Here is a 14514-nt window from a genome sequence, read left to right as displayed (position 1 = left end):
ACCGTGAGGGGCGAGCGGGCCACGCCGACGCTGCGACGCGGCCCGCTGTGCTTCAGCGCGTCAGGACGATCTGCTTCGCGTGCCCATGACCGTCGAGGGCGAACTGCAGGGTGAGCGGGGCGGATCCCGTCACCGTTACGCCGTCGTCCGCCTGCTGCACCGTGAACGATCCGGTGTCGGGAAGCACGAGTGTCGCCGTCGACTGCGTGCGGCTCGGATCCGCGAGCGCCACGGTCACGACGTCTCCGTCCCTGTGCACCGCGACGGAGCACGGGCCGCTCACCTGCATCCCCTTCACGGCATTCGCGGGGACGGCGAAGAAGTTGGCGAGCGTGACGCCGGTTCTCGTGTCGAGGATCGCCTGGCTCGCCGCCGTGTTGGCCAGCACCTTGACCGGCTTCTGCGCCTGCGTCGAGAACGTGGTGCTGTGGGCGGCGGTCGGGAGCAGGAGGAAGGCGTATCCGCCCGACGTCGGGTCCGTGCCGTGCGGCTGCGTCACCGTCACGTAGTCGCGCTGCCGCACGGTCGTCGAGCCGGCGGTATCCGCTCCGGAGTTGATGTCGTACCAGGCTCCCTCACGATGCACGATCTGAACCTGCGGGGTGCCGGAGACGCCTTCGGCGTCGAGCAGCACGATCCCGCCGTAGCCCTCGATGTGGAGGCTGCCGGTGAAGGCGAGCGGTGCGTTGCCTGCCACAGGCTTCTTCGTGGCGTGGTCGACGCGCAGCACGGGGGCGGACCCTGCGGCGTAGGAGCGGTTCTCGATGGTGGTGAGCACATCGTGGCCGCCGGATCCGGCGATGGCCGCGCCGAGGCACACGACCCCGTCATCGAGGAAGAACCACGATTTCTTGCCGGCGAGGGTCTTGTCGAAGTTGAGGTGGTCCATGCCCTGAACACCCCACCGGTTCTCGAGAGCGAGTCCGCCCGCGAAGGCCTGGAACGCCCGAGGGATGCCGGTGCCCGCTCCGCCCGCGCCCGACGCGCGGGTCTCGTCGTTCACCGTCGTGCCCGGCAGGCGGTACGGATCCACCGTCGGCCAGAAGTCCGCGCTGAAGTGGGCGGGATCCGACTGCGGCGTGTAGACGAACAGCATGCCGTCGCCCTGGTACCAGCCGAGGTTGTTCTCGTCGTTGCCCCACTCGTAGCGTCCGATGCGCTTGGACGAGACGCTCGCGACCGATGACCAGGCCGGACGGTGGTGAACGAGGCGGTCCTGATCGCCGAACGCCTGCGTGGTCACCGGGGCCGGTGCAGGCTGCACGGAGTCGTCCGACAGCACGCCGGCGACGAGGAGCGCCTGGGCGATGGTCAGCGTGGGCACGCCGACGAGGTCGACGTCGGTGCACTGCTGCAGCCAGCCCTTGGCGAGCGAGAGGAACTGAGCCTGATACGGCGCCGGTGCGCCCGTCGCGAGCAGGAGCGTGCAGGCGACAAGGGTGGCGCCGTCGACGTAGTCAGGCTCCTTCTCGCGTGATACGGCCCTTCCGCGGATCGTGTCCATCACGCGTCCGCCGACCACGAACGGCTGGAACGTCTTCTGGATGGAGTCGAGGAACACGGACTGGTTCGGATCAGTGACGGCCCAGGTACTGCCGCCCAGCAGCGCCAGGATCGAGGCGACACCCGAGAGCGTCACGGTTCCGTAGGTGCCGGCGTAGGGAAGGTAGGTGTGCTGCACGAACGAGCCGTCGCGGTAGAACCCGTCGCCGGAGGTGACGTAGGCGAAGAGGCTGTTGCGGCTGTTGCCGGTGACGTCGCTGAGGGCGTCCCTCGCGATGGCGATCTCGTCAGTCCGGTCGTCGAGGATGCCGCGGAGCGCCGTGTTGAGCGCCTTGTCGCTCCGGTTGGCGCCCGTCTCGGCCAGGCTCGTGCCCCTGCCGCGATAGTTCGGGTTCGGCGCGAAGTACCTGGCGGCTGCCAGCAGGCTCGTTCGCACGGGAGCCGGTACCTCGTCGTAGAGGAGGACGAGCGTGTCGGCGGCGTCGCGCGGCACTCCGATCTCCCAGAACCACCAGTTGCCCGCCGCCGCCTTTCCGGCCACGAAGGAGTTCGTGCTCAGCCAGGTGAGGGCTGTGACCAGGTCTTCGGCGAGCTGCGCATCACCGAACTGAGCGGTGCCCTTCGTCGCCCAGGCCTTGGCGAGGCTGAGCACTCGATCGAACGTGACGCCCATGTTGCCCGTCGCCGTCGCGGCGGCGATGCCGAGAAGCGGCAGGTCGGCCCACAGGCCGGGCGCACCGGCACTCAGGGTCATGGCCGACCAGGATGCCGTCGCGTCGGAGGAGATGCGCGCGAGGGTGCCCGCCAGGGCCGCTACCTCGTCGGCGTTGCCCGATCCGATGAGCATCGTCGCCCGCCTGGCGATCAGGTCGGCGAGCGTGGGCACCGCGATGTCCGCCGTGTCCGCCGAGGCGCTCAGCGCTCCGGAAGTCGTGCCGATCAGTGTGGTGGCGAGCGCTCCGGCGCCGGCGAGCATGAGCAGGCTCCGACGTGACAGCGTGAATGCGCCGGCGCTCGCGTCGACTCCGGATGTTTCGTTGCCGTGCATGGTTCTCTCTTTCTCTCGTCCTCGAGATCGGATGGCGAGGTCTGGCTACGACAAGGAGAGTTCGGGTCTCTGATCGCCGGGATCGGGGCGGCAGCGTGAGGTGGTGTCGCCGGCTACGCCTCCCTCGGCGGGGCGACGGATTCGCGCACCACGACGTGCGTGCCGACGACGACCTCGTTGGCGGACTGGCGGTCGAACGCATCCTCGCGGTGCAGCGCGATGCGCACGGACTCGCGTCCCATCTCCTCGAGCGGTACGTGCACGGTCGTCAGCTTGGGTCGCAGCTCGAACGACTGCGGGATGTCGTCGTAACCGACGAGCGAGATGTCCTCCGGAACGCGGATGCCGGCATCCGTGAGCGCTTCGAGCGCGCCTGCCGCCACCAGGTCGTTCGCTGCGAAGACCGCGGTGTAGGAGAGGTTTGTCTGCAGCAGCTCGCGCATGCGGGTGTAGCCGAAATGGCGGCCGAAGGCGCCCTCGTGCACGAGATCATCCGTGGGTGCGATGCCGCGAGCGAGCAGGGCGCGACGGTATCCCTGGAGCCGCGCGCTGGTGGTGGAGAGCCCTGGAGGACCACCGAGGTACAGGATGCGTCGGTGGCCCTGCGCGATCAGGTGCTCGGTGAGCGCAAAGGCGCCTCCCTCGTTGTCGTAGCCGACCATCTTCGTCGGCACGGAGTCTCCGAGCGAAGGGCGGCCGCAGAGCACGAGAACGGATCCGACGTCGGCGAGTGCCCGCGCCCGATCCGCCATCTTGCGCCGCAGGCCCTCGTCGTCGTAGGCGCCGCCGACCACGATCACGGCGTCCGCGCGTTGTTCGCGCATCCGGTCGATCAGCTCGAGTTCCTCGTCGCGGCTGCTCCTGCCGCTGCCGCCTCGTGCGGCGGCCACGAGACAGAGCCTGTCGCTGAGCGTCGCCTCCTGCTCGACGCCGCGCACGATGTACGAGAAGAACGGGTCGACCACATCGTTCACGATGATGCCGACGGTGCGGGTCGCGGAAGCGGCAAGAGCCCTTGCGTGGGCGTTGGCCGTGTAGCGCAGCTCGGCGACGGCCTCCAGCACCTTCTCGCGGGTGTGCTTGGCCACCGGATAGTTCCCGTTCAGCACGCGCGAGACCGTCGCCGTCGAGACTCCCGCGTGGGCGGCGACGTCGTCGATGGTGGGCATACGTGTGGTGCCTGCTTTTCCGCGTGGTGCGTCGGAGTTCATCGTCGCGCCTCTCCCAGGGTCGTGTGCACCTGCATTCTTCCGCGGTCGGGCCATCGGTCGGAGCCCCAGTCTCAGGCGATCCGGGCGAGATCGCCGTAGCGGATCTCGTGCCTGAGCTGGGCACCGAAGACGAGTCGCTCGATCTCGTCGACGGCGAGGTCGCCGAGCCGCAGCACCTCATTGCCGAGTGCGCCTGCGATGTGCGGGGTCAGGGTCACGTTGGGCAGGTCGTACAGGGGCGAGTCCTTCGGCAGCGGCTCGGGATCTGTGACGTCGAGATAGGCGTCGAGGCGGCCGGAGACGAGTTCGGCGGTGAGCGCCGCCGTGTCGATGAGCGGTCCGCGAGCCGTGTTGATCACCACGGCGCCGTCGGGGAGCAGCGCGAGTTCGGCCGCCCCGATGATCCGCCTCGTCTCCGGGGTCAGCGGTGCATGCAGGCTGAGCACATCGGATCGCCGGCACAGGTCGTGCAGATCCGTGAGCTCGATGCCCAGGAGTGCGGCATCCGATTCCGGAAGATACGGGTCGCTGACGAGCACGCGCACGTCGAGTCCGCTGAGCAGACGGATCACCTCGCGGCCGACACGGGAGGCTCCGACGAGCCCTATGGTGACGCCGCTCGCCCCGATCGGAGGCATGCCGGAGACATCACGCGGGGCATGGGTGGCTCGCAGGCGTGCGGAGAACCGTCCGACTCGTTTCATGCCGAACACGATCGAGGCGAACGTGAATTCCGCGACGGGGATCGCGTTCGCTGCGGCACAGCTCGAGACACGGATTCCGCTCCGGAAGACGTCCTCGGACAGGAACGTCTTCACCGTTCCCGCTGCATGCACGATCGCTCGCAGGTTCGGTGCAGCGGCGACGACCGCGGCGTCCACTCGTGGCGGGTTCCACCCGGTCACCATGAGCCGGGCGTTGGCCAGAGCGGCGCGGGCCTCCGGCGAGCGGAACTCCGTGATCGGACGAGGCCCGACGATCTCGACAGCACGCTCCAGTCGCGCAAGCGCACGCGGCGAGAACACCTCGGCGAGCGAAGCCTCACTCATCGCCAAGATCGCTGGCATTCGGGCGCCTTCGTCCATGCTTCGACAGGTCCTCTCGATGGGTCGTAGTAATCGCTTACTGTATCTGAATCAACGGGCGTTCACGCAAGGACCGGTGCAACTTCCCCTTGTTTCTGCATGATTGCAGAACAATTTCGGCGAAACGGCTCGCGTTGACATCCTGGCGAGGCTGCTGTTACGGTCGTCCGAAAGAAACCGCTTACTATCGTCGGCGGTCAAGCGAATCAATGATGCTTCCCTTGCGGAGCTGCAGATCTAGGGACCACATGAGCAGCTACAGCCAGACGCTGGCGGACGACTCGACGTCGTCCGAGGCGGCCGGAGCCTCCGGTCGTGGCGGCGCCTCACGTCACGGCGCCGATGCCTCGCGAGGGTCGGGTGCGCTGCAGGCGACCCGCACGAGCAAGGGCGTTGCAGGCAGCGCCACGGCGCGGACGGTGCGCAAGAAGACGCTCTGGCAGCGCATCAAGCGCGACAAGGTGATGCTGCTGCTGATCGCGCCCGGCTTCCTCTACTTCGTGCTGTTCCACTACCTGCCGCTGCCGGGCAACATCATCGCGTTCGAGGATTACCAGCCTTATCTCGGCTTCATCAACAGTGCGTGGGCCGGGTTCGAGAACTTCGTCACGATCTTCGGAGATCCGACGTTCTGGCAGTCGCTGCGCAACACCCTCGTGATCACGTCCCTGCAGCTCGTGCTGTTCTTCCCGGTGCCGATCGCGCTCGCGCTGCTGCTCAACAGCATCCTGTCGAGCAATGTGCGCAAGTTCGTGCAGAGCGTCGTCTACCTGCCGCACTTCCTGGGCTGGGTCATCATCGTCTCGATCTTCAGCCAGGTGCTCGGTGCGTCGGGAGTGGTGCCGAACCTCCTGCACATGCTCGGTCTCCCGCAGTGGAACGCCATGACGACGCCGGCGTTCTTCCCGTTCCTCGTCACCATCCAGGAGATCTGGAAGGACGCCGGATGGGGAACGATCATCTTCCTCGCCGCGCTCATGAACATCGATCAGGAGCTGTACGAGGCTGCGGCCGTCGACGGCGCAGGCCCGTGGACGCGTCTGTGGAAGATCACCCTGCCGGGCATCATGCCGGTGATCATCCTGCTGTTCATCCTCAACCTGGGCAGCATCCTCTCCGTCGGATTCGAGCAGATCGTGTTGCAGCGCAACAACGTCGGCCCCGGTGCGGGTGAAGTTCTCGACACGTGGGTCTACTACCACGGCATCCAGGACGGCCAATGGGGTCCGGCCGCGGCGGTCGGCCTGGTGAAGGGCATCGTCGGCCTGGCGCTCGTGCTCGGTGCGAACAAGGTCGCCCACTTGTTCGGTCAGGAAGGGGTCTACTCCAGTGGCAAGTGAAACCGCTCTCGTTCAGACGAAGCCGGCGCAACGCAAGCGGCGCCCGAGTGCCGTGGATGCCCGCCCCGCGTGGATGGAGAAGCCCTCGGCACTGGGCAGGGTCGGCAAGGTGATCGCCGTCGTGGTGATCAGCATCCTGACGATCTATCCGTTCCTCACCGTCATCTCCACGAGCCTGTCGGACAGCACGGACATCGCGAACGCGAACGGACTGGTGCTCTTCCCGCTGCATCCGACCTTCGCCGCGTATCAGACGATCTTTGCGGGCGGGGTCGTGACGGCGGCGCTCGTGCGCAGCATCCTCATCACCGTGATCGGCACGATCCTGTCGCTGGCGGCCACGGTCGGTATGGCGTACGGCCTGTCCCGTCGCGACCTGGCCTTCGGCAAGTTCATCCTGCTCGTCGCACTCTTCACCATGTTGTTCAGCCCCGGCATCATCCCGAGCTTCCTCATGGTCAAGCAGCTCGGGCTGCTGGGCAGCTACGCGGCGCTCATCCTCCCCGTGCTGGTGTCGGCGTTCAACCTCGTCGTCGTGCGCTCGTTCTTCATGGGGCTGCCGCAGGAACTGTTCGAGGCGGCGCGGATCGACGGTGCTGGTGACTTCCGCATCCTCACCACGATCGTTCTGCCGCTGTCGAAGGGCGTGCTCGCCGTCGTCGGACTGTTCTACGCGGTCGCGTATTGGAACGCGTTCTTCAACGCGATGCTCTACCTCGACAGCGACAAGTGGCCGCTGGCCATGATCCTGCGGCAGTACGTGCTGCTCGGGTCCCCGCTCGACACGGCGACCGTCGGAGAGATCTCGGCACCGTCCCAGGCCATCGAGATGGCCGTCGTCGTGATCAGTCTCGTTCCGATCCTGCTCGTCTACCCGTTCCTGCAGAAGTACTTCACCAAGGGCGTCCTGACCGGCGCCGTCAAGGGCTGACATTTCGTCTCCCCCTCAATCACCCACCATCAACCCACGAAAGGAGCCGTCGATGTCCACCCAGACGACCCGGCGCACCTTCCTCTCCTACACGGCACTCGGTGCGCTGGCTGTCGTGACCGGCGGTTCGCTCGCCGGCTGCGGTTCGCAGACGGCGCTCAAGGCGTCAAGCGTCTCGACCTCGGTTCTGCCGAGCTACACCCCGGTCAAGGGCCTCACCGCCGATCTGGCGGCCACGGCCGAGGGCGTTCCCGCGGCGTTCTTCAACTACCCCAAGAACCCGTTCCGTTCGGTGGCGAGCCCCTTCATGAAGGGCAAGACCGTCACCGGCATCACCAACATCTTCGGACCGCCGCCCACCGACCGCTCCAGCAACCCGGCTTGGCAGGCGATCGAGAAGCGTCTCGGCGGCACGGTGGACATCACGTCGGTGTCCAGCAGCGACTACGACACCAAGCTCAACACCGTCATCGCCGGCGGCAATTTGCCGGACCTCATCCTGAACGACGCCACGGCGATCCCGAACATCATCGGGTTCCTCGAGTCGTCCTGTCAGGACCTCACGCCCTTCCTCGCGGGCGACAAGGTGAAGGCGTACCCGAACCTGGCGAACATCCCGCAGGCGTTCTGGGAACCGACGGTGCAGAACGGAAAGCTCTACGGGGTGCCCATCCCCCGCAGCATGACCGGCGGATCCGGTTTCATCAACCAGACGTACTTCACCAAGGCGGGCGTCTCCGACACCAGCAAGATCGCGAGTGCGGATGACTACCTCACGCTCGCGAAGCAGCTCACGGGTGCGAACCAGTGGGCGTTCGGAAGCACGAACTTCGGCCTCGTGCCGTTCATGCACATCTTCCACGTGCCGTTCAACTGGACCGAGAAGAACGGCAAGCTCGTCAAGAACTACGAGACCGCGGAATGGATCGAGGCCATCTCGTACGTGCAGAAGCTCTACGCGGCCGGCGTGATCGCTCCAGGAAGCGAGGGCTGGACGAAGTCGCAGATGTCGAATGCGTTCATCTCCGGCAAGGTCGCCCAGATCTACGACGGGCTTCCCGCGTACGGCAAGCCGGGCGGATACCAGCAGACCCTGCCGGCCGCGAACCCCGACAACCAGGCTGCCCCGTTCATCCCGTTCAGCGCCAACGGCGGCAAGGCCATGACCTGGCTGGACAACATCGACTTCGCCTGGACGATGGTGAAGAAGGGCAGCTCCGACCACATCAAGCTCGTGCTGCAGGTGGCGAACTTCCTGGCGGCTCCGTTCGGCAGCGAGGAGTACCTGCTGATGAACTACGGCGTCGAGGGCGCCGACTACAAGCTGGACAGCGCAGGCAACCCGATCGCGACCGATCAGGCCGCGCTGGACACCGCTGTGCCGTGGAAGTATCTGGCCGCCGGTCCGAACGCCCTGTACTCTCCGCAGTTCCCCGACGCGATCAAGACGCTGCACAGCGCCTACTCGAAGCTGATCCCGATCGGCGTCGCCGACCCGACCGCGAACCTGTTCAGCCCGACGAACGCGCAGAAGGGGCTCACGCTGTCGCAGGCGATGACGGACGCCACCAACAACTACATCGCGGGCCGCAGCTCACTCGCCCAGCTCAAGAGCGCCGTCTCGGACTGGAAGTCGGGCGGTGGAGACCAGATCCGTTCCGAATACCAGAAGGCCATGAAGGGCTCGAAGAGCGGCTCGACGGCGACCCCGTCGTCCTGAGCACTCGTCCCGTCAGCGGCCCCATCGAAATACCAGGAGTGACAGTGATACGTGGCCTGCGTCTGCCGGAGCTCGACCTCGAGCGATCGCCGAGCACGGGCTGGGGGCGCGAGCACTGGACTGCGGTGGCCGACCACTGGCTGTCGCAGGTGCGGAGCTTCTCCAGTCCAGAGGGCGCGATGACCCGGCTTCCCGGTCGGGTGACCGAAGACGGAGTGCGGCGCGAATGCATGGAGACGGTGGGCAGGTCGTTCCTGCTCGCCGCTCCGCGCATCGCCGGCGCGTCCGACGCAGCGGCCGAGGAACAACTGGAGTGGTATTCGAGAGCGCTGCTGGCCGGCACTCGTCCGGGCGGGGACGAGGAATGGCCGACAGGGGTCACGTGTCGCACCCCGCTGCCCGGGGTGACGAATTCCATCGTGGAGGCGGCGAACATCGCGTTCGGCCTGCACGTCACCCGTGAGAAGCTCTGGGACCGTCTCGGCCGGAACGACCAGCGCCAGCTCGCGACCTGGCTTCTGCACCATGCGAGGGCAGAGGTGTGGCAGAACAACTGGCAGTTGTTCCCCGCCATGGCCGAAGGATTCCTCCGCTCGGTCGGCGAGGACGTCAGCGGAACGATCGGTCACCGGAACGTGGCAAGGGTTGAGTCGTGGTACCTCGGCGACGGCTGGTACACGGACGGACCCGAGCACTCGATCGACTACTACAACGCGTGGGCGATCCACCCCTATCTCTGGGCGTGGTACCGCATGACCGACACGGTGGACACGCTGGAGGGGCAGCGCCACCTCGAGCGCCTCGCATCCTTCGTTGGCTCGTATTCGCGCATGTTCGCGCCGGACGGATCGGTGCTGCACTTCGGCCGGTCGCTCACGTACCGCACGGCGGTGCTCGCCTCGCTGTGGTGCGCGGAGATCTCCGGGGTCAATCCGCTGTCCCCGGGGACGACGCGGCGCCTGGCATCCGGTGTTCTCTCCCGCTTCACCGACAAGGGCGTCGGCGTCGACGGTCCCCTCGGCCTCGGCTGGTACGAACCGTTCGAACCGATGTGCCAGGACTACAGCGGCTTCGGGTCTCCGTACCTCGCCGGCATCGGATTCCTCGGCCTCGCGCTGCCCGCCGACGCGCCGGTGTGGACGCAGCCGGAGCAGGAGCAGCCCAGCGACGGGAACGCCTTCCAGGCCGGGATGCCCGACACCGGATTCGTCCTCGCGTCGCCAGGAGACGGCATCGTGCGGCTCGTCAACCACGGAACCGACCACGTCGGCATCCCGGTGGGCCGCGATGTGGACTCCGACGATCCGCACTACGCGAAGTTCGCGTACTCGACGCACACGGCGCCGGGCACCGCCCAGGCGTGGAACGACAACGTCGACTCCCACTTCGCGCTGCTCGACGACGACGGCAACGCCAGTCGGCGCAGCGCCATTCGGGGATCCCGCGTCGAGGGCACCGTCGCGGGATCCGTCCACCTGCCGCAGCTGTACCGCAAGCTCTTCGACGGGTGCTCCGTGACGACGGTGTCGTTCGTCGAGGGGATCTACGAGGTGCGCGCCCACCTTGTCGAGTCGCCAGTCGTGCGCAGGGTCCGCGAGGGCGGATTCGCCGTGGCCGATGCCGAGCCGCTCGGCGGCGACGCTTCGGATTCGACCGCCTGGGTGCGCGGCGCCGAATCCGTGACCGCGGCCGTCATCGGATTGCACGGCTGGGACGAAGCCGTGGTCTTCCGCTACCAGGGCGCCAACGCCATGGGCCCGCACTCGGCGACACCCGCGCTGTTCGGCAGCACCGTGCACGGATCGAGCGTCTTCGTCACGCTGCACGTGCTCACCACGACCGAGGATCCGCGGCCCGACGAGTGGGCATCCGCCGTCGACGTCGAAGTGGCGGGCAGCACCGTGCGCGTGCGTTGGACGAACGGATCCACCGTCGACTGCGATCTCGTGACCTTCGTGCCGTGGGACCACCACACCGGCCCCAAGTCCGCCAACCTCTGAGGTGAACATCCGCATGGAGTTGCAGTACGGCGCACAGACTCTGGAACGCCGCGACGATCCGACCATCAGGGCCTTCAGGCACGATCGCTTCGGGCAGTTCATCCACTGGGGGCTCTACGCATTGCCCGCCGGCGCCTGGAACGGCACGACCTACGACTTCGCGGCCGAGTTCCTGCCCAAGTCGGCCCGCATCGACGACGCGGACTGGCAGGCGATCGCCGCGGACTTCACCGTCGAGCACTTCGACGCGAAGGCGTGGGCCCGCACGGCCAAGGCCATGGGGGCACGGTACGTGACCGTCACCGCCAAGCACCACGACGGGTTCTGCCTGTGGCCGAGCGCGTTCAGCGACACGACGGTGGCTGCCACCCCGCACGGACGCGACCTGCTCGGCGAGATCGTCGAGGCGTACGAGGAGGAGGGACTGGCCGTCCATCTCTATTACTCGGTTCTGGACTGGCACCATCCGGACTGGCGCTACCGCATCGACAGCCCCGACGACGAGATCGCCTTCGCCCGGTTCCTCGAGTTCGCGCAGAACCAGTTGCGCGAACTCGCCACCAGGTATCCGACCGTTCGCGGCTTCTGGTTCGACGGCACGTGGGACGAATCCGTGAAGGCGAACGGCTGGTGGACCCTCGAGGTGGAGCGGATGCTGAAGCAGCTCATCCCGGGCGTCATGGTGAACAGCAGGCTGCGGGCCGACGAGCACGGCGCCCGCCACCACGACTCCAACGGCGACATGATGGGCGACTTCTTCAGCGGATACGAGCGCAGGCTCCCCGACGCCTGGGACCGTTCCGTCGCCGCGCACGACTGGGAAGCGTGCATGACCATCCCGCAGGGATCGTGGGGCTACCACGAGGGAGCCGCTGCCGCGGCGTCGCGGAAGAAGCCGAGCGAGCTCATCGAGCAGCTCGCGCACATCGTCAGCCTCGACGGCAATCTGCTCCTGAACTTCGGCCCCATGGGTGATGGCGCCCTCCCCGGTTTCGAGGTGGAGACCGCAGCGGCCATCGGCGACTGGATGGAGGTGAACGGCGCCGCCATCCACGGCTGCGGAATGGCGCGCGACTGGGACTATCCCGGCTGGGGGCACTACACGCACAACGCCGAGACGGGCGTGACCTACGCGATCGTCACCAGGATCCCGGTCACCGGGGTGATCAAGCCCGTTCTCCCGGTCGGCACCCGGCTGCGGTCGGTGACGGCGCTCGCGACGAGCGCACCGGTCGAGGCCCGGCTGCTCGACGAGCGCACCATCTCCGTCGACGTGCCGCGCGAGTCATCCGTTCCGCTGGTCTACGCCATCGAGGTGGAGCGCGACGAGACACAGCGGCAGACCGTCGAGGTCAACCCCGACGTGGCGGAGGCACCGGCTGCCGCGAAGACCGCGTCGGTAAAGCTCTGACCCGGTCGAAGGCTCCCGAGCACCACCCATCCATAGTTCGACGAAAGGAAGGCACCATGCACCACAAACCCGGCCCGCGACGACGCGTGTCGGCACGCATCCGCGTGCTCGCTCCATTGGCCGTCGTCACCACCGCGGTGCTCGCCGCAGTGCCCGCAGCGGGGTTCGCCGACAGCGCGACCACCCCGCCTCAGTACACGGCAGCCCAGACCGGTAAGCTCAACGGCGGACTCCTGTCAGACATCGCCGGCTCGGCGTTCGTCGACAAGGACGGCCAGTTCCACTGGTCCAACGGCGATACGCCGTACGACACGAATCCCGCGCACGCGTGGGCGAACACGTTCACGAACACCGATCTCGGCGCGGTGAGCTCCGGCATGGGAACGACGACCACGAAGAAGACGGCAGCCGCGTACTACGCCGATCCCGGCACCATCTGCTACCAGCTCGACAAGGACGGGACGCACCCCGTCCCGTCGCCCCAGCAGGACGACCACTGCGACGTGATCGGCGTGCGGGTGGATCAGGCGGGCACCTGGCATGCGCTGCTCAACGACGAGTTCCAGTTCGACCCGTGGTCGACGTCCGGTCCTACGGCCACGGTGGCCCAGAAGATCGCGACCGCGAACCACAACAACCGCATTCTGCTCGCGACGTCGACCGACAAGGGTGCGTCATGGCAGTACGCGGGACCGGCACTCACCTCGGCATGGGATGACGACCAGGTCATCGACGGCGCGGCGTCTCCCGGCACGTCGTATCCGTTCGGGAACTCCGGATGCCGGCTCTACGTCGACTACTCGTCCGGGTACTTCTACATCACCTACAACGTCAAGATCTACAAGAAGCCCGCGTCGTCGACACTGGCCAGCTGGACCGAGATGGCGCGCGCGCCGATCAGCGGCGGCATGGCATCCGGCACCTGGCAGAAGTGGTACGACGGAGCCTGGTCGCAGCCCGGCATCGGTGGCATCGACGGCAACGTGAACTCCATCGGCGGACTGAACGTGGCGTACGACCCGACGACCGATGCGATCTCGTGGAACGGCACGGGAGCGAACTCCGCGGTGTCGTACCAGGGAGCGCAGGTGCAGAGCGACCACATCGCCGTCTTCTCCGACGACTCCGGCAACTCCTACACGGTGAACACGCTGGCGCACACGATGGTGAACAACGCGACGGGTCAGGCCGTGCCGGGCCGCACCGTGAAGTACACCGATCCGACGACCGGCATGAACATGTGGATCAGAGTCCTCGATGATGTGTACGTGAACGGTGTGAAGACCGTCACCGGCGGCCTCTACGTCACGCAGACCGATCCGAAGACGGGTGCATCGCAGACCGTCGACCTGATCACCGGCAGCGGGTACTTCAAGAACGCGCAGGGACACATCTACCTGCCGGCGGTGAACAACGAGTCAGCGATCAGCTACAACGCCTACGCCGGGATGTACCGCATCGTCGGATACGACGGCAACGTGTACGAGACCGCCGACCTCGGCGACCCGAACTCGTGGAAGGTCGTCGGCACGATGCCGACGGGATCGAACGGTGGATACCTCACGTCGCTCGACGACGGCAGCCTGACGAACCAGAACGTCACCGGACGCTCGTTCCTGACGATCTCCGACCTGAACGGCACGGTGGTGGACATCGACCAGACGGCAGCGGCCGACGGGTCGGTCGCGAGCAAGGAGTACGTGCCGAGCGACACGGACGGCAACGCCGTCACGGCGGACGGCTCGTACATCCTCCGCGTCGGCGGCAAGGCGGTGAACGCCAACGGCGGACCGTCCCTGGTCGGCGGCAACGGCGCGGCGACGAGTTCGTCGTCGTGGCAACTCGTGCCGGTTGCCGATCCGAATTCGACGGGCCAGAACAGCGGATTCTTCCGTCTCGTGAACCCGGCGACCGGCAAGGACCTGCAGATCGCAGGTGACGGGATCGCGGCGCAGAGGGCCATGGGCGCCGTCGCGAAGGTCGGCGACCAGCAGCCCAACGGAACTGCGATGTCGTCGACCAGCCTCGGATCCACCGGCGGAAGCGACCAGTGGTACCTGCAGCGCGTCGCCACCCACGGCACCTCGGTGGCCGGCTCCACGACGTACCGTCTCGTGAACCGCAACAGCGGGCTCGCACTCCAGTTCGCGGCTGGGCGGATGCGGCTCGCGCAGCAAGCCCCGGGTGACGCCGGCCAGTACGTCACCTTGGCCGCGCGGTAGCGGCCGACTCCCCACCACGAGCGGGGCAGGTGGAGCATTCCTT

General features: G+C 67.1%; 9 protein-coding genes. 6 read left to right on the top strand and 3 right to left on the bottom strand.

The features are described 5' to 3' along the window. Positions 1-52: 52 nt before the first annotated feature. From HII28_RS11165 to HII28_RS11155, 3 genes are all read right to left on the bottom strand, one after another. On the bottom strand, positions 53-2551 hold the full coding sequence (locus HII28_RS11165; RefSeq protein WP_170025459.1) for a polysaccharide lyase 8 family protein: 2499 nt from the start codon (positions 2549-2551) through the stop codon (positions 53-55). A 113-nt stretch (positions 2552-2664) separates the two neighbouring features. Beyond that, positions 2665-3762, bottom strand: coding sequence for a LacI family DNA-binding transcriptional regulator (locus HII28_RS11160; RefSeq protein ID WP_205864633.1), 1098 nt, complete (start codon positions 3760-3762; stop codon positions 2665-2667). A gap of 71 nt (positions 3763-3833) precedes the next feature. After that, positions 3834-4829, bottom strand: a complete 996-nt coding sequence (locus HII28_RS11155; RefSeq protein WP_170025457.1) for a hydroxyacid dehydrogenase — start codon at positions 4827-4829, stop codon at positions 3834-3836. A gap of 266 nt (positions 4830-5095) precedes the next feature. Between HII28_RS11155 and HII28_RS11150 the strand changes: the two genes are divergently transcribed. From HII28_RS11150 to HII28_RS11125, 6 genes are read left to right on the top strand one after another with little or no spacing between them, the layout of a single operon-like run. Beyond that, the gene (locus HII28_RS11150) at positions 5096-6187 is read left to right on the top strand and encodes an ABC transporter permease subunit (protein WP_240977335.1); all 1092 of its coding nucleotides are present in this window, start codon (positions 5096-5098) and stop codon (positions 6185-6187) included. Further along, a complete protein-coding gene (locus tag HII28_RS11145) occupies positions 6177-7118 on the top strand; it encodes a carbohydrate ABC transporter permease (RefSeq protein ID WP_346769274.1) in 942 nt (313 codons plus the stop codon). Before HII28_RS11150 ends, HII28_RS11145 begins: the two co-directional genes overlap by 11 nt. A gap of 52 nt (positions 7119-7170) precedes the next feature. Next, complete coding sequence (locus HII28_RS11140) at positions 7171-8838, top strand: extracellular solute-binding protein (protein WP_170025456.1); 1668 nt, start codon at positions 7171-7173, stop codon at positions 8836-8838. A 44-nt stretch (positions 8839-8882) separates the two neighbouring features. Then, complete coding sequence (locus tag HII28_RS11135) at positions 8883-10838, top strand: DUF2264 domain-containing protein (protein ID WP_346769273.1); 1956 nt, start codon at positions 8883-8885, stop codon at positions 10836-10838. 13 nt (positions 10839-10851) lie between these two features. Next, positions 10852-12249: an alpha-L-fucosidase gene (locus tag HII28_RS11130; RefSeq protein ID WP_170025455.1), complete on the top strand. Its 1398-nt coding sequence runs from the start codon at positions 10852-10854 to the stop codon at positions 12247-12249. A gap of 56 nt (positions 12250-12305) precedes the next feature. Continuing rightward, positions 12306-14471: an RICIN domain-containing protein gene (locus tag HII28_RS11125; RefSeq protein WP_170025454.1), complete on the top strand. Its 2166-nt coding sequence runs from the start codon at positions 12306-12308 to the stop codon at positions 14469-14471. The last annotated feature ends 43 nt before the right edge of the window (positions 14472-14514 follow it).

Origin of the sequence: Planctomonas sp. JC2975 (assembly GCF_012985205.1) — a bacterium.
Lineage (GTDB): Bacteria > Actinomycetota > Actinomycetes > Actinomycetales > Microbacteriaceae > Humibacter.
This window is presented reverse-complemented; position numbering and strand designations above follow the sequence as displayed.